This window comes from Rhizobium sp. LjRoot254 (genome assembly GCF_964254105.1).
GTDB lineage: Bacteria > Pseudomonadota > Alphaproteobacteria > Rhizobiales > Rhizobiaceae > Rhizobium_E.
Genome location: NZ_CAXUSM020000001.1, coordinates 4,339,288 through 4,354,130, shown reverse-complemented (window position 1 = coordinate 4,354,130; position 14,843 = coordinate 4,339,288). Strand labels below are relative to the sequence as shown.

Below are 14,843 nucleotides of genomic sequence, written 5' to 3'. Positions count from 1 at the left end.
TACCGCTTGCGTTAGTCCCGATTGTCTGCTGTGTGCCCAAAACACATAAGGAGCATGAAATGGCCTTCGATCCCGCGAAAACCCTGTCGAGCTACGGCGAAACGCCCTGTTCCGTGCAGGTCTGGTCAGCAGAGACGATGTCTGCCGAGTTCAATTCCCTGCCCGACGCCGTGGCCTTCGCCAAGCAGCACAATGGCAAATGGAACGATGTCGAGATCACCGTGCATCTGAAGCGCGAGGATATTGTCTACGGCAGCGACAAGTGCCACATGATGATAGACGCGTTCGAGCGCATGCAAAAGCAGACTGCCGCCCCATCGCGGCCCGCCGATTGAACCCACACCGGTGGTCACTCCGCCGGCGTGAAGGTGAAGCGGTTGATGATGACCTCGACCGGCCGGTCGTTGCTCGGTGCCTTGCCGCGAAAGCCCCAGAGATTGAAATAGATCGGCATCGGACTGGCGCTGATGCGGTCTTCGTAATTGGAGGGCGTGAAGGCCCAATAGGTCTCACGGCCGAAGCTTTCGTCGTCCTCGATCTCCTTGGATTCGTAAGTGACGCTTTGCCGTGTCCAGGTGAAACGGTGCAGGCTCCGGCCGTGCCCGGTCCGGAAGCTGAAGACTTTGTGCGCGTTCTTGATGCCCGTCTTCGCGGGCCAGACCGTGTAGTTCAGCGGCTTGTAGTTATGGATGCCCCAGCGCGCGAATTCGATGTCGATCTCGTGCGTCGCGTCCGGCCCAATATCCGCGGTCGGATAATTGAAGAAGCCGAACACGACATTCTTGTCCTGCCCGCTGATATCGCCTTCGAATTCTATCTCGTATGTTCCGAAGCCGAGCCGGCTCACCGATTGCACTTCGCCCGCCAGCCATTTGCCGTTCTTCTTCGAGAAGCGAAGATGTAGTCGGCCCCTGGTATCCACGAAGGCCTGTGACGCCGCCCAGTCGTTCGGGCCTGGCCCCATGCCCTTGCCTTGCTTGACCGTGAAATCGTAGCCGGAGAAACGAAGCTGGCTGGCATCTGCCACAGCGGCGACCGATAGCGACAGCAGGAAAGCGACGAGCAGGCGAAGGACCATGGTTCACTCCAGCGGGATATTTGCTGATAATCCCGCTGGCTGAAACGAGGCTGATCAGGGAACGATCAGCGTGCCGGCACCCACTTCGGTGAACAGTTCGAGCAGCACCGAATGTGCCGTCTTGCCGTTGAGGATGACCACGCCTTCGACGCCGCCCTGGATCGCCTCGATGCATGTCTCGACCTTCGGGATCATGCCGCCTGAAATCGTGCCGTCCTTGATCAGCGCACGGGCCTGCGAAACCGACAGTTCCTTGATCAGTTCGCCTTGTCTATCGAGCACGCCGGGCACGTCGGTGAGGAACAGCAGGCGCGTGGCATTGAGCGCCCCGGCAATGGCACCGGCGAACGTATCGGCATTGATATTGTAGGTATGGCCGTCGCGGCCCGGCGCCACTGGCGCAATGACCGGGATCATCTCGGAGCGGGCAAGCAGGTCGAGAAGCGTGCGATCGACTTCCACGACCTCGCCGACGAAGCCGAGATCGAGCACCCGCTCGATATTGGAATCCGGATCGACGACGGTCTTCTTCGCCTTTTCGGCGAAGACCATGTTGCCGTCCTTGCCGCAGAGGCCGATCGCCCATTCACCGGTCTGGTTGATCAGCGCGACGATTTCCTTGTTGATCGAACCGGCAAGCACCATCTCGACCACTTCCACCGTCTTCTGGTCGGTGACGCGCAAGCCGTTCTCGAAGCGGGATTCGATGCCGAGCTTGGCCAGCATGGCGCCGATCTGCGGGCCGCCGCCATGGACGACGATCGGGTTGACGCCGGATTGCTTGAGCAGTGCGATATCGCTGGCGAATGCCTTGCCCAGTTCGGGGTTGCCCATGGCATGGCCGCCATATTTCACCACGATCGTCTTGTTCTCGTAGCGCTGCATGAAGGGCAGGGCCTGGACGAGAAGGCGTGCCTGGATTTCGCTTTCGGACTGGGACATTGAGGCCTCGAACTAGGGGATTGGCAAATTCGTGAGCCTCTTTAACCGATGTTTTTGTCACATGGAATGATCCGCCCGAGGGAATTCGACGTATTTCCGGCATCGAGTCATGCCTGGCCCTCGGGCGGGCGAATACGAATGACCCAAGGGACGAACGCCTTATGGACGAGTTGGCTACTTTGCTGGGACGCGTGGTGCTTCGCGACCGCTCCGCCTTCGCGCGCCTCTATGCTCTTACGTCGGCGAAACTTTTTGCCATCGCTTTCCGTATCTTGAGGGACAAAGGTGATGCCGAGGAGGCTTTGCAGGAGATCTATATCAACGTGTGGCGGAGAGCCGAGCGCTACCAGCCTGAACAAGGCAGCCCGATGACCTGGCTGGCGGCGATCGCACGCAATCACGCCATCGACCTGATCAGGGCGCGGAAGCCCGAGGCATCCCAGATCGATGAGGCCTTCGATCTGGCATCGGACAGCGCCGGCCCGGAGGAGAACGCCATAAACACAAGTGAAGGCCAGCGCATTGACAGATGCATGAAAACGCTCGAATCTGATAAGGCTGAAGCTGTCCGACGCGCCTATGTGGAAGGTTTGAGCTACCAGGAACTCGCAGATTTCTATAAGGTACCGCTGAACACGATGCGGACCTGGTTGCGGCGGAGCCTGATGAAACTGAGAGAGTGTCTGGAGCAATGAGCGAGAGACCTGAAGAATGGGATCGCAGCCGGGACGAGATCATCTCCGGCGAATATGTGCTCGGTGTCCTCTCGGCCGAAGACCGCCGCAAGGTCGAGGCCCGCATGGCGGTCGATCGCCGTTTTGCCCAGCAGGTGCGCCGTTGGCAGAACAACCTGTCCGGTTTCAACGAAGACTACGAGGATATCCGCCCGCCCGCCGATCTCTATAACAGGATCGAGCGCCGGATTTTCGGCACTGGAGAGGTAAGGGCGCCTGGTCTGCTCGAGGGCATCTGGGGCTCCGTGATGGTGTGGCGCGGCCTGACAGTCGCTTCGCTGGCGATCGCCGCGGGCGTCATCTATTTCGAAGGCGCCACCTTCCTGCCCGGCACAAGAGGGAAGCCGCTCGTCGCGGAATTGAGCGGTCAGAATTCACCGATCAATCTCGTCGCCACGTTCGATTTCGATTCCGGCCGGCTGAGCGTTGTGCCGGCGGCACTCAAGCAGAACGAACCGCAATCGCTCGAAGTGTGGCTCATCGACGAAGGCAAGCCGCCGCAATCGCTAGGCATCCTGCCCGACAATGGCAATGGCGAGATCATCGTGACCAACGAGATGCGCAAGAGCTTCACGGAGGGCAAGACGATCGCCATCAGCATCGAGCCCTATGGCGGCGCGCCCGGTGGGGCTCCGACAGGACCGATCGTCGCTCAGGGCACGACCCGTTTCCTCTGAGCGAAAACCTTTCCTGCCTTCAATCAATGCCGCCTTTGGGCGGCATTTTGTTTTGAACAATGCCTTGTGTTTTCCCGGAACAAATCGCCGGCAGGCCTGAAACTTAATTTCCGGGCCGCCCGTAAATCAGAGCATCTCCGGCAAGACGGGGAACGCTGAGCCCCTGGCCGGCGATGCAACTTGAAAACTGGGAAGGAAATTCGAACATGCTCAGGACCTCGCTTCGCAATCTCGCCATCGTCTCCGTTCTGGCCGGCTCCGCCATGCTTGCCAACGCCACGATGAATCCTGATGTCGGCGGCGCGCCGATGTACGCCACCAAGAACATCGTCGAAAATGCCGTCAATTCGAAGGATCACACTACGCTGGTCGCTGCCGTCAAGGCCGCCGGGCTGGTCGATACGCTGACAGGGAAGGGCCCGTTCACGGTTTTCGCGCCGACAAACGCAGCCTTCGCCGAACTGCCGAAGGGCACCGTCGACACCCTGTTGAAGCCGGAAAACAAGGCGATGCTGGTCAAGGTGCTGACCTGCCATGTCGTGGCGGCAGACGCCATGTCCAAGGCCATCAAGAAGATGATCAAGGACGACGGCGGCATGCACAAGATCAAGACCGTCGGCGGATGCGAGCTGACTGCCATGCGCAAGGGCAAGAAGATCATGATCAAGGACGAAATGGGTGATGTCGCGACCGTGACCATCGCCGACGTCAAGCAGTCGAACGGCGTGATCCACGTGATCGACAAGGTGCTGCTGCCGAAGGGCTGATCTGCTTGTTTCGGCTGTAGTGAGACCGCCCCGGCAAAGAACCCTTGCCGGGGCGGCTTTCGTTTGAACAGCGTCTCAAGGAGCCAGATCGTAGGTGATCCAGTTTGTCCGCGTGGCGATCCGGTCATAGACCGAGCGGGCGCGGTAATTGTCGTCACGCGTGATCCAGCGGATCACCGACCAGTTCCGATCGCGCCCGAGCGCCGTGGCAGCCGAAAACAGCTGGTCCACCGTGCCACCGCCGCGCTGGCTCGGATCGACGAAGAGATCGTCGAGATAGCCGGCGACAGTCGCCGAAAGCGGCCTGAGGAATTCGCGGATATGGGCGAAACCGACCGGCCGTCCTTCCTCGTTGAGCGCCATCAGGCAGATGATCCGGCCTTCCATGATCCAGCCCCAGGTGCGATCGCGCATTTCCTGGTTCTGCTCGACCTTGTAATATTCGGCATAGGCCGTGTAGAGCACGTTCCAATCGGCATGGTGCGGCACGACGTCGGTAATGATCAAATAGTTCGCCATGTCAGCCTCTCACGATCTCTTCGGCGGCAACCGCCACGCCAAGCAGGTGTTCGTCCGTATTCGGCAGGCCGGAGAGCAGCAGCCCCACCGGCATGCCGGCAGCGCCGGTGCCACACGGGATGGAAACGCCGCACCAGTCGAAGAAGTTGCCGATAAGGGTGTTGCGCAGCGTCTTGCCATTCATCTCGACGAATAGGTCGTCGCTCTCCACCAGCGGCGCGATCGGCGGCGCCACATGCGGCAGTGTCGGTGAGACGAGCACCTCGTCCGGCGCAACAATTGTCGCAAGCTCCGCGATCATCGCCTCGCGCGCGTTGAGGATCGCAACATAGTCGGCCATCGACGTCTTCTCGCCCAGCCGCGAGCGCATGACAACGCGCCGGTCCATCCGCTCCGCGTCGGGCGAATTCAACCGATCGCGGTGGACCGCAAAAGCCTCCGCGCTCACAAGCGGTCCAAGCTTTGCCATCAGGTCGAACAGTCGTGCGAAGAGCGGAAACGGCTGGCGGCGGATCTTCGCGCCGGCCGCGTCGAGCCTCACGAGCGCGGCCTCGAAGGCGGCAGCCACTTCCGGCTCGATCTCGTCGAAAAAGACCGTCTCCGGGACCACCATGGAGAGCCCCTCAACCGTTTCGCGCCGCACCGACGGCACGGCCAACCCGAGCATGGCGGCATCGATCCAGACGGCATCCTGTACGGTGCGGCAGAGTGGCCCCAGCGCGTCGAGGCTCTTGGCAAGCGGAAACACGCCCTCCATCGAATAGCGACCGCGCGTCGCCTTGTATCCGACAACACCGTTGAATGCGGCGGGGATGCGGATGGAGCCGCCGGTATCCGTGCCCATGGCGACCGGCACGAGGCCTGCCGCAACGGAGACGCCCGCGCCCGAGGACGAACCGCCCGGCAAGCGGGGGACATCCGTCGAATGCGGGTTCTCGGGCGTTCCGTAATGCGGATTGATGCCGAGACCGGAAAAAGCGAATTCGTTCATATTCGTACGGCCGATGGTGATCATGCCCGCCTGCTTCAGCGCTGTGACGACGGTCGCATCCTTGGTGGCAGCAGGCGCATCCCTCAGCACGACCGAACCCGCCGTGTTCGGCAGGCCTTCCAGATCGAACAGATCCTTCCAGCCGACCGGGATACCGTCGAGCATGCCGAGCGACCGGCCGGTCCTGACGCGGGCCGAAGACGCGCGGGCCTCGCTCATTGCGCGCTCCGGCGTCAGGCTGATGAAGACCGACTGGTCTTTATAGCTCCTGATGCCGTCTAGCGTCTCCTCGGCCAGCGCGACCGGATCGAGCGCCTCGGACTGGATCAGAACGGAGAGCTGGGCGATGGACTTGCCGGGATTGCCTGACGTCATGCTGGCCTCTTCGCTAAAGGTTCAGAACCTCGATGATCGCCGCGCGCAACGTGTCGATCCCTTCGGATTTCTCCGACGAGGTCGCGAGGATGAAGGGATAGGCGGCCGGATGCTTGGCGATCTTGGTCGAGGTCTCCGCCTTCAGCTTTTCCAACGCCGGCGGCTTGATCTTGTCGGACTTGGTCAGCACGACCTGATAGGAGATCGCTGCCTTGTCGAGAAGGTCGAGCACCTCGTCGTCATTCTTCTTGATGCCGTGCCGGCTGTCGATCAGCACATAGACGCGCTTCAGCGTCGAGCGTCCACGCAGATAATCGAAGACCAACCTGGTCCAGTTGTCGACCTGCTCCTTCGGCGCTTCAGCATAGCCGTAGCCCGGCATGTCGACCAGCGCGCAGGGCGGCATGTCGTCGGCACCGCCGGAATAACCGTCCGGCACGAAATAGTTGAGCTCCTGGGTCCGCCCCGGCGTGTTGGACGTCCGCGCCAGGCCGTTCTGGCCGACAAGCGCATTGATCAGCGAAGACTTGCCGACATTCGACCGGCCGGCAAAGGCGATTTCGGCCGGTCCTTCGGGCGGCAGGAACTTCATCGCCGGCACGCCGCGGATGAAGATCCAGGGACGGGAGAACACCTTCACGTCAAGGTCGGGTTGGAGATTGGCCATGAGAGGGCTCGCATTTGCTGACAGGACTTCGCGACTTCCGGGTTTTATACCCGATTGTCAAGCCTGCGCTTCGGGCTTCCTCAGCGCTGAGAGCAGGTAGCCGAGAAGGGCGGCAAGCAGAATGGTGCCGCCGATGATGGTTTCGATGCCAGGCACTTCGTCATGGAAGATCGCCACCCAGAGCGGGCTCAGCATCGTCTCGGCCGTGCCGAGCAAGGCTGCAAACGCAGCCGGTATCATACGCGCACCCGTCACGAAGAACGCCATTCCGAGCCCGAGGTTGAGAGCGCCGAATGCCATGAGGATGGCGAGTTCGCCGCCGGTGACCTGAAGCGATCCGGCCTGCGTGGATGCCACGAGTGCCGCGGCGAAACAGCCGATGCTGGCGCCCGGTGTCTGGCGGACGTTCTTGAACCGGCGGGTTACCACCGTCACCATGGCAAAGACGATCGCAATGGTCAGCGCCAGCAGGTTGCCGAACCAGGCGTATCGCATGTCGATACCGAGATTGGTCGCGGTCATCGTCGCGTTATCTATGAGACCAAAGCCGAGCATGTCGTCCGCCTGCGCGATGAACGGCCCGCCCATGACCATGATCGCGACGCCGATAACCACGGCGACGATGGCGATCCAAGTGGTGAAGGAAATGCTCTCGCGATAGATGATCCAGGCCATCAGCGCCGCAAACAGCGGCACCCCCGCCTGAATGAGGACCACATTGGCGACGGTCGTATAGCTGATCGCGATGATGAAGCAGGTCGAGGCGGTGGCGAAGCCGATACCCACCAGCAGCCCCGGAATGCCCATATTCCGATAGAGCCGGAGCGTCTCCCGCGGACCATCGCGGACCAGCAGGAAGCCGCAGAGGAAGAGGCCGGCAAAGAGCGCACGGTAGAAGACGATCGTCCAGCTGTCCTCGATCGTGAGGAAGCGAGCGATGGCGCCGCCGAAGCTCCAGAACAGGGCGGAGAGGAAGACGAGCGTCGCGCCGATCTTCTCCTGCGATGCGGCACCGACCGCGACTGTCTTGTCCATGGGAGCGTCAACCTCTGACATAAGAAAAGGCCCCGAGAGGGCCTTTTCCGGATAGCCTATTTAGACATTTCTCATGTCGCATCCAGACGTCAAAAGCGACATCGGCGATCCATGAAATAATATCAAGTCACATTCACGCCGATGATGGTTTTCGCCGGAACAGGCGCAGCAGATTGTCGAACAGCTCGATCTTGGCGCCGTTGCGCTTCATGATGATGCCCTGCTGGAGAACCGAGAGCGTGTTGTTCCAGGCCCAGTAGATCACGAGACCAGCCGGGAAGGCCGCCAGCATGAAGGTGAAGATCAGCGGCATCCAGTTGAAGATCATCGCCTGGGTCGGATCGGGCGGCGTCGGGTTCATGCGCATCTGCACGAACATCGTGATGCCCATGATGATCGGCCAGACGCCCAGCATCAGCGCATGCGGCGGCGTCCAGGGGATCAGGCCGAACAGATTGAACAGCGTGGTCGGATCGGGCGCCGACAGGTCATGGATCCAGCCATAGAACGGCGCGTGGCGCATTTCGATGGTAATGAAGATGACCTTGTAGAGCGCGAAGAACACTGGAATCTGCAGCAGAACCGGCCAGCAGCCGGCAAGCGGATTGACCTTCTCTTCCTTGTAGAGGCCCATCATGGCCGTCTGCAGCGCCATCTTGTCGTCGCCGAGCTTGGCCTTCAGCTCTTCCATCTTCGGCTGCAGCATCTTCATCTTGGCCATCGACGCATATTGCCGGTTGGCGATCGGGAAGAAGAGCAGCTTGACGATGACGGTCGTGCCGAGGATGGCGAGGCCGAAATTGCCGAAATACTTGTAGAGCCAGTCCATCAGCTTGAACATCGGCCGGGTGATGATCTCGAACCAGCCCCAGTCGATCAGCTTGTAGAAATCGGTGATTTGGCCCTGTTCGTCATAGGAATCGACCACATCGACTTCCTTGGCGCCGGCAAAGACGCGGGTGTCGAAGGTCTTGCTTTCACCGGCCTTGAGCGCCCCGCTCGCTTCCCGGTAGTCCGCCTGGAACAGTTGCTGACCGGTCGAGGTATGGTTGAAAGATGACTCGAATGTCACGCCCTTGGGCGGTATGATCGCCGCAGCCCAGTATTTGTCGGTAATGCCGAACCAGCCGTCGGTGATATCGGGATGCTTGACCGGCGCCATTTCGCGATCGAAATCGGACTCTTGAAGCGTGCCGTTGAGAACGCCGACGTAGCCCTCGTGCAGCACATAGCCCGCGGCAACCTCAGGCATGGTGTAGCGAACAATCCGGCCATACGGCGTCAGCGGGACATCCGCACCGCTGGTGTTCTTCACCGTGTCGGCGACCTGGAACATATATTCGTTGTCGACTGAAATCTGGCGGGTGAATTCAAGGCCGGCAGGTGTCTTGTAGGTCAGCTTTACCGGGGTTTCCGGCGTAAGCTTGCTGTTGCCATCGACCGTCCATTTGGTGGACAACGAGGGAAGGCCGGCATTCAGCGCACCGGTATAACCGAGTTCGACGAAATAGCCGTCCTTGGTGTTGCCGGGATTGAGCAGGGTGATGAGCGGGCTGCTCTTGTCGACTGTCTCGTGATAATTCTTGAGCTTCAGGTCGTCGAGACGCGCGCCGGTCAAGTTGATCGTGCCCGAAAGCTTCGGCGTATCGATGACGACGCGCTGGGACTGTGCCAGGGCCTGGTCGCGGGTGACCACCGTCACATTCGCGCCCTCGGTGCCGGGAACCGGCTGGCCGGCTGCATCGAGAACCACCGGCTTGGTGACCTGCTCGGTCTTCTTCTGCTTGGCGAGTTCGGCCTGATGGGCTTCTTCGATCTGCCGCTGGGCCTCCATTTTCGGGCCCATATAGAAGAACTGCCAGACGAAAACGATCAGCACGGAGAGAACGATCGCCAGATAATAATTACGGTTTTGTTGCATCATTCTTTCCCGGTGCCCGGCTCTTTGTTTGGTGCCGGCTGGAAATGCGCGTAACGAGCGCCTTTGTCAATTCGGCAAATGATACGTCGAGCACATCGCGGTGGCCGACGAACACATAGTCATGGCCCGGCAGCATTTCAAACCGGCCGGAGAGCCGAACGGCCTCTTTCAGCCTGCGGCGAATGCGGTTGCGCTCGGGAGAATTGCCCTGCTTCTTGGTGACCGTGAAGCCGGTGCGCGGCGCTTCTGCCGGCGCCTTGCGGTCGAGGACTTCGAGAATGAAATACGGACCACGCCGCCTTTCACCGCTCCTCATACGCAAAAACTCCGGCCGGCTTTTCAGCCGACCGGGGTTCATTTCGTTTTTCGGATTTTCCGACAAGGTCCGACAGCGTCAAGCGCTGAGACGCTTGCGGCCACGGTTGCGGCGTGCTGCAAGAACCTTGCGGCCACCCTTGGTGCCGAGACGTGCGCGGAAACCGTGGCGGCGCTTGCGGACAAGCTTCGACGGTTGATAGGTACGCTTTGTAGCCATTTATTTAATTACCGCGGAGTGCGGCCCTTCTTGAATTTTAGCGTTTTTTGATTTCGCCCGGACTTTTGTCCCTGGGGACTGGCCTTCCGAACGTGGCGGTCTCTTACGGAAAGCGGCCCTCAAAGTCAACAAGTGCCGTGAAATTCAGCCTTTTGATGTCGCTGAATGGGGAAGGTGAACCGTCTGTATCGGCCGAACGTAATAGAAAATACTCGGAAAATTGCTGGTTTTTCCCGGTGCTTCCTATGTTAGGAGGAAACCGGCGTCTGGACTTATATCCCGGATAGCCGGACATTGCGGAGTTTGACGTGGACAAGGCGGTCAAAACGGTAGCAGCTCAATCGCCCGCGGAGGGTGATCGCATACCCGTGACATCCAGGCTCTCCACCAAGTTGCTGGCGTTCACGGTGATCTTCGTCGTTCTCGCCGAGATCCTGATCTTCGTGCCTTCAGTCACCGACATGCGGCTGTCCTGGCTGCGCGACCGGCTGAATACCGCCGCCGCCGCGGCGATCGTGGTCGACGGCCTTCCCGATGTCGAACTGCCACGCCCGCTGCAGGACGATACGCTGATGGCGACCGGCACCAAGGCTATCGCGCTGCACAAGGCCGATATCACGCGGATGATCGTGGTCTCCGACATGCCGCCAAGGGTGAACGCCCGCTACGATCTCTCCGATAGCGATTTCCTCACCGATGCGCGCGATGCCTTTGCCACGCTGCTGTTCGGCGGCGACCAGGTGTTTTCCGTGCGCGGACCGATCGGGGAGAGCGGCATGGATATCGAACTGGTCATGGGTGACAAGGCGCTCAGGAAGGCGATGCTGACCTATACCAAGGAAATCCTGCTCTTCACGGTGATCATCTCCTTCATCACCGCCTCGATGATCTTCCTCGTCATCAACCGCACTCTCATCCGCCCGATCGCACGGATGACATCGAGCATGCAGGCCTTTGCCGAGGACCCTTCGAACCCCGGCGCAATCGTGCAGCCGCCGAAGGGTGACGACGAACTGGCGTTGGCCGCGCGTCACCTTGCATCGATGCAGGGCGACCTGCAGAAGACCATCAGGCAGCAGAAGAACCTCGCCGATCTCGGCCTCGCGGTATCCAAGATCAACCACGACATGCGCAATATCCTGTCCTCGGCGCAGCTGATGTCCGACCGCCTCGCCGATGCCGACGACCCGGTCGCCAAGGGACTGTCGTCGAAGCTTGTGCGCACGCTCGGCCGCGCCATCGGCTATTCCTCGGAAGTCCTGTCCTACGGCCGCGCAAGTGAGACCGCCCCCCGGCGCGGCCGCATCGCGCTTCTGCCGCTTGTCGAGGATACGGGCGAGATCCTCGGCCTGAGCGCCGGTACAGACATTTCCTTCGCCATCGACATGCCGCGCGATCTCGAGATCGACGCCGACCCCGAGCAGCTCTTCCGCGTGCTCTATAATCTCTGCCGCAATTCGCTCCAGGCGCTCGAAGCCGATGAGGGGGCGAAGAAAGCCATCACCGTGACTGCAAGCCGCAGCGATGACCGCGTGCAGGTCACTATCGATGACACCGGCCCCGGCATGCCGCAGAAGGCGAAGGAGAATCTCTTCTCGGCCTTCCGCGGTTCGGTGCGCGCCGGCGGCACTGGCCTCGGTCTTGCCATCGCGCGGGAATTGATCGAGGCGCATCGCGGCTGGATCGTGCTCGAGGACAAGGACGAGCGCGGCACCCGCTTCCGCTTCGAGATACCGGACCGTGTTCCCAACGCTTAAAGTATTGAAGCAAAGGACTATTTCGAAATTATCCGTGCCGGCGTCGAAAAATTTTCACGAAATCGCTTGCTTTTCAGAGGCGAACGAATTAGTGGATCGCCTCGCAGCCGGAAGCAACGCCGGGTCCTGCGACACGCACCCGTAGCTCAGCTGGATAGAGCATCAGACTACGAATCTGAGGGTCGGACGTTCGAATCGTTCCGGGTGCGCCATTTTCCCCAATGACTAGCAAACACTCGCCGCCTCGGCTTATGGGCCTGCTCGATTTATTGAGTTGGCAGGCAAGCGCGTCGCATGAAAAAAGGCGCCGATTGTCTCGGAGCCTTTCAATTTTGCATTGCTATCAGCGGGGTCGGGGGGTGGAATGCCTGTTCCGGTATGGGACGATTTCACGCCCGGCCGGCTTCGATCCGGAGCAACGCTCCGGAAAGCTTGATCAGGCAATCAGCGGCAGGACATCGTGTAAGCACAGGCCTGGCTGTCGCGGGTCGACAGTTCGAACGCGGAGGCGCCGAAACTCGTCGCGACCATCGCAAACAGCAGGAAATATATGGCTTTCATGATAGGTATTCCTCAGTCACATGCTCTGGCAGAATCACAAGCTGCCGCGTTCGTCGTTCCTGCCGTCATCATCGAACCGCATGTCGAAACTGTGACAATTGCGAGCAAGACATAGGCAAAAAGCTTGGTCATGGTTAACCCTCGGTAAACGCATCGGCACTGTGATTTTTTTATCGTGCCTGCCATATGGCATGCGACGCCGGTGCGCGCTGTTCCAAAGGTTACAGGCCGGTTCGTTTAGGTCATTTGCCCTAAGCGAACCTTACCTGCACAGCAGATATTGGTGTTCATAATGCCGTGCTGGAGTGACGCATTTGCATGGCTTCCCTGCATCGGCAGCGAAGCGAAACATGCCGGCTGATAATCAGGTCGTAACGTCGTGACCTGCCTTGCGCAACAGATCATGGACATAGGCGATCGAGACCTCTCGGGCGCCGAACAGGATATGGTACATGATAGGGGCGATCACACGATCGACGAACGTATCCACGTCGAGCGGCTTCTCGCCGCGCGCGAGCGCGCGCCCGGCAATCAGATGTATATGATCGTAGGTATAGCTGCAGCTCTGCCCGGCATAAGGTGCGTTGGCGCTGTTGGAGAAGAGGTCGCGTAGTAGCGTGCGTCCGACCGGCGACGAGAATTCTTCCATATATTGTTCGGCAAAGGCCTGCAGGTCGCTGTCGGTCGAGCCGGTATCGTCTGGATCCGCCACCGGGCGCAGGCGCTCGACGGCGACATCGGCGAGTAGTTCGGATAGATCCCCCCAACGGCGGTAGATCGTCGAGGGCGGCACGCCGGCGCGCGAGGCGATCATCGGCACCGTAAGTTCATCCCGGTTCGCCTGGGCCTGCAGTTCCTTGACGGCCCGGTGGACCTCCGACTGGATGCGCGCGCTTCGTCCGCCGACACGCATCCGTTCCCGCACATTCATCGCCTGCTCCGCACTTTCATAAATGGGACCTATGAATAATTTTGATCTTAACGCAAAATATTTGCATTAAGGCGTTTGCCGGTTTATATGGGCTTAACGCTAAGATTTAGCATTAAGGATTGGCCATGCTTATGTCCAGCACGAAACCATCAAATTCGGGTGGTCGCTTCAGGCTCTCGACCGGCATGATCACGCTCTATGGCGTCATCGCCGCCGCGCTGTTCTCGGCGTCGAGCAGCGCCCCCACGCCGGTCTATCATCTCTACCAGGAAAGCCTCGGGCTCTCGCACCTGATGCTGACCGTGATCTTCGCGTCCTATGCCATCAGCCTGCTTATCTCGCTGCTGACAGTGGGCGGGCTTTCGGACTACATCGGTCGCAAGCCGATGATCCTCACCGCACTTCTGCTCAATGCCGCCGCCATGATCATCTTCATCCTTGCGGGCTCGGCAACCGAACTGGTTATCGCTCGGGTGATCCAGGGCTTCGCCACGGGTGCGGCCATGACCACAATGGGCGCGGCGATCCTCGACAATGACAAGGCGCGCGCGCCGATCCTGAATTCCGTGACGGCCTTCATCGGCCTGACCTTCGGCTCGCTCGTCTCGGGCGCCTTCGTCGCCTGGCTGCCGCTGCCGACCCATCTCATCTATGTGCTGCTGTTCGCCATCTCGGCTGCACTGCTGCTTCTCCTGCCTCTGATACCCGAAAGCACTTCCGGCAAGCCGGGTGCTCTTGGCGCCATCGTCCCGCAGGTCCGCGTGCCCCGTGCCGCACGAAGAACCCTCGCGCGTATCACGCCGGTCAATATTGCTGGCTGGGCGCTGGGCGGGTTCTACTTCTCGCTGATGCCGTCGCTGGTGCGTGCCGCGACCGGCCTGACATCGCCCTTCGTCGGCGGCCTTGTCGTCGCTCTGCTGACCCTGACCGCGACATTTGTCGTCCTCATCATGCGCAATCGTCCGGGTGCGCAGGTCCTGTTGATCGGAACAGTTTCGCTGATCGCAGGCGTTGCGGTCACGCTCGGTGGCGTCTGGATGCACTTCTCGCCGGTTCTGATCGCTGGCGCGATGATCACCGGCATCGGTTTCGGCGGTTGTTTTTCGGGTGCAATGCGGACGATCGTTCCGCTTGCCGCGCCCGATGAGCGCGCCGGGCTGCTCGCGGCTTTCTTCGTCCAGAGCTATCTGGCGTTCAGCCTGCCTGCCGTGCTCGTGGGTCTTGCCGCCCCCGTTCTTGGTCTCTCTTATTCGGCCTACCTCTACGGCGCCGCCGTGATGGGGCTCGCCACGATCTCCCTGATCTTGGCCCGGCTTCCAGAGAAGGCATTGTCGGAAGCATAGTTGAGAGCCC

At 60.4% G+C, this 14,843-nt stretch carries 16 protein-coding genes and 1 tRNA gene; 7 read left to right on the top strand and 10 right to left on the bottom strand.

Annotated features, from left to right (window positions below; translation table 11 throughout):
• Positions 1-59 precede the first annotated feature (59 nt).
• Positions 60-335, top strand: a complete 276-nt coding sequence (locus ACSQ26_RS21440; RefSeq protein ID WP_436012454.1) for a hypothetical protein — start codon at positions 60-62, stop codon at positions 333-335.
• A 14-nt stretch (positions 336-349) separates the two neighbouring features.
• On the opposite strand, the gene ACSQ26_RS21435 is transcribed toward ACSQ26_RS21440, so the two are convergent.
• Together ACSQ26_RS21435 and argB are read right to left on the bottom strand one after the other, a co-directional pair.
• Positions 350-1,078, bottom strand: a complete 729-nt coding sequence (locus ACSQ26_RS21435; RefSeq protein ID WP_436012452.1) for a glycoside hydrolase family 16 protein — start codon at positions 1,076-1,078, stop codon at positions 350-352.
• A 54-nt stretch (positions 1,079-1,132) separates the two neighbouring features.
• The gene (gene argB, locus ACSQ26_RS21430; RefSeq protein WP_436012450.1) at positions 1,133-2,020 is read right to left on the bottom strand and encodes an acetylglutamate kinase; all 888 of its coding nucleotides are present in this window, start codon (positions 2,018-2,020) and stop codon (positions 1,133-1,135) included.
• 161 nt (positions 2,021-2,181) lie between these two features.
• Here argB and ACSQ26_RS21425 point away from each other — a divergent pair, with 161 nt between their 5' ends.
• The 3 genes from ACSQ26_RS21425 to ACSQ26_RS21415 all read left to right on the top strand — a co-directional run bounded on the left by ACSQ26_RS21425 (position 2,182) and on the right by ACSQ26_RS21415 (position 4,198).
• Complete coding sequence (locus tag ACSQ26_RS21425; protein ID WP_436012448.1) at positions 2,182-2,715, top strand: sigma-70 family RNA polymerase sigma factor; 534 nt, start codon at positions 2,182-2,184, stop codon at positions 2,713-2,715.
• A complete protein-coding gene (locus ACSQ26_RS21420) occupies positions 2,712-3,431 on the top strand; it encodes an anti-sigma factor (RefSeq protein WP_436012446.1) in 720 nt (239 codons plus the stop codon). The genes ACSQ26_RS21425 and ACSQ26_RS21420 overlap by 4 nt, the downstream gene beginning before the upstream one ends.
• Positions 3,432-3,637: 206 nt before the next feature.
• A complete protein-coding gene (locus ACSQ26_RS21415; protein ID WP_436012444.1) occupies positions 3,638-4,198 on the top strand; it encodes a fasciclin domain-containing protein in 561 nt (186 codons plus the stop codon).
• 75 nt (positions 4,199-4,273) lie between these two features.
• Here ACSQ26_RS21415 and ACSQ26_RS21410 read toward each other — a convergent pair whose 3' ends face one another.
• From ACSQ26_RS21410 to rpmH, 7 genes are all read right to left on the bottom strand, one after another.
• A complete protein-coding gene (locus ACSQ26_RS21410; RefSeq protein ID WP_436012442.1) occupies positions 4,274-4,717 on the bottom strand; it encodes an N-acetyltransferase family protein in 444 nt (147 codons plus the stop codon).
• 1 nt (position 4,718) lies between these two features.
• Entirely contained in the window at positions 4,719-6,083 is a 1,365-nt protein-coding gene (locus ACSQ26_RS21405) for an amidase (RefSeq protein ID WP_436012440.1), read from the bottom strand.
• Between the two features lie 13 nt (positions 6,084-6,096).
• Positions 6,097-6,750: a ribosome biogenesis GTP-binding protein YihA/YsxC gene (gene yihA, locus ACSQ26_RS21400; protein ID WP_436012438.1), complete on the bottom strand. Its 654-nt coding sequence runs from the start codon at positions 6,748-6,750 to the stop codon at positions 6,097-6,099.
• A gap of 57 nt (positions 6,751-6,807) precedes the next feature.
• Entirely contained in the window at positions 6,808-7,785 is a 978-nt protein-coding gene (locus ACSQ26_RS21395) for a DMT family transporter (protein WP_436012436.1), read from the bottom strand.
• Positions 7,786-7,918: 133 nt separating this feature from the next.
• Positions 7,919-9,709 carry a membrane protein insertase YidC gene (gene yidC, locus ACSQ26_RS21390; protein WP_436012434.1) on the bottom strand — a complete coding sequence of 597 codons (1,791 nt, stop codon included), beginning with the start codon at positions 9,707-9,709 and terminating at the stop codon, positions 7,919-7,921.
• On the bottom strand, positions 9,690-10,064 hold the full coding sequence (rnpA, locus tag ACSQ26_RS21385; RefSeq protein ID WP_436015396.1) for a ribonuclease P protein component: 375 nt from the start codon (positions 10,062-10,064) through the stop codon (positions 9,690-9,692). Before rnpA ends, yidC begins: the two co-directional genes overlap by 20 nt.
• A gap of 36 nt (positions 10,065-10,100) precedes the next feature.
• On the bottom strand, positions 10,101-10,241 hold the full coding sequence (rpmH, locus tag ACSQ26_RS21380) for a 50S ribosomal protein L34 (protein ID WP_258159884.1): 141 nt from the start codon (positions 10,239-10,241) through the stop codon (positions 10,101-10,103).
• Positions 10,242-10,603: 362 nt separating this feature from the next.
• On the opposite strand from rpmH, the gene ACSQ26_RS21375 reads away from it, so the two are divergent.
• Together ACSQ26_RS21375 and ACSQ26_RS21370 are read left to right on the top strand one after the other, a co-directional pair.
• Positions 10,604-11,998 carry an ATP-binding protein gene (locus ACSQ26_RS21375; protein ID WP_436015394.1) on the top strand — a complete coding sequence of 465 codons (1,395 nt, stop codon included), beginning with the start codon at positions 10,604-10,606 and terminating at the stop codon, positions 11,996-11,998.
• A 135-nt stretch (positions 11,999-12,133) separates the two neighbouring features.
• A tRNA-Arg gene (locus ACSQ26_RS21370) sits at positions 12,134-12,210 on the top strand.
• Positions 12,211-12,923: 713 nt separating this feature from the next.
• Here the strand turns inward: ACSQ26_RS21370 and ACSQ26_RS21365 are convergent.
• Positions 12,924-13,490, bottom strand: coding sequence for a TetR/AcrR family transcriptional regulator C-terminal ligand-binding domain-containing protein (locus tag ACSQ26_RS21365; protein WP_436012432.1), 567 nt, complete (start codon positions 13,488-13,490; stop codon positions 12,924-12,926).
• Positions 13,491-13,615: 125 nt separating this feature from the next.
• Here ACSQ26_RS21365 and ACSQ26_RS21360 point away from each other — a divergent pair, with 125 nt between their 5' ends.
• Positions 13,616-14,833 (top strand): MFS transporter, encoded by a 1,218-nt coding sequence (locus tag ACSQ26_RS21360; RefSeq protein WP_436012430.1) that lies wholly within the window; start codon positions 13,616-13,618, stop codon positions 14,831-14,833.
• The last annotated feature ends 10 nt before the right edge of the window (positions 14,834-14,843 follow it).

Bases quoted from the DNA above. Each gene is read 5' to 3' on its own strand.
- argB (WP_436012450.1), bottom strand. From the start codon at position 2,020: ATGTCCCAGTCCGAAAGCGAAATCCAGGCACGCCTTCTCGTCCAGGCC.
- ACSQ26_RS21395 (WP_436012436.1), bottom strand. From the start codon at position 7,785: ATGGACAAGACAGTCGCGGTCGGTGCCGCATCGCAGGAGAAGATCGGC.
- ACSQ26_RS21415 (WP_436012444.1), top strand. From the start codon at position 3,638: ATGCTCAGGACCTCGCTTCGCAATCTCGCCATCGTCTCCGTTCTGGCC.
- ACSQ26_RS21360 (WP_436012430.1), top strand. From the start codon at position 13,616: ATGCTTATGTCCAGCACGAAACCATCAAATTCGGGTGGTCGCTTCAGG.
- ACSQ26_RS21425 (WP_436012448.1), top strand. From the start codon at position 2,182: ATGGACGAGTTGGCTACTTTGCTGGGACGCGTGGTGCTTCGCGACCGC.
- ACSQ26_RS21440 (WP_436012454.1), top strand. From the start codon at position 60: ATGGCCTTCGATCCCGCGAAAACCCTGTCGAGCTACGGCGAAACGCCC.
- ACSQ26_RS21420 (WP_436012446.1), top strand. From the start codon at position 2,712: ATGAGCGAGAGACCTGAAGAATGGGATCGCAGCCGGGACGAGATCATC.
- ACSQ26_RS21435 (WP_436012452.1), bottom strand. From the start codon at position 1,078: ATGGTCCTTCGCCTGCTCGTCGCTTTCCTGCTGTCGCTATCGGTCGCC.
- yidC (WP_436012434.1), bottom strand. From the start codon at position 9,709: ATGATGCAACAAAACCGTAATTATTATCTGGCGATCGTTCTCTCCGTG.
- yihA (WP_436012438.1), bottom strand. From the start codon at position 6,750: ATGGCCAATCTCCAACCCGACCTTGACGTGAAGGTGTTCTCCCGTCCC.
- rnpA (WP_436015396.1), bottom strand. From the start codon at position 10,064: ATGAACCCCGGTCGGCTGAAAAGCCGGCCGGAGTTTTTGCGTATGAGG.
- ACSQ26_RS21410 (WP_436012442.1), bottom strand. From the start codon at position 4,717: ATGGCGAACTATTTGATCATTACCGACGTCGTGCCGCACCATGCCGAT.
- rpmH (WP_258159884.1), bottom strand. From the start codon at position 10,241: ATGGCTACAAAGCGTACCTATCAACCGTCGAAGCTTGTCCGCAAGCGC.
- ACSQ26_RS21365 (WP_436012432.1), bottom strand. From the start codon at position 13,490: ATGAATGTGCGGGAACGGATGCGTGTCGGCGGACGAAGCGCGCGCATC.
- ACSQ26_RS21405 (WP_436012440.1), bottom strand. From the start codon at position 6,083: ATGACGTCAGGCAATCCCGGCAAGTCCATCGCCCAGCTCTCCGTTCTG.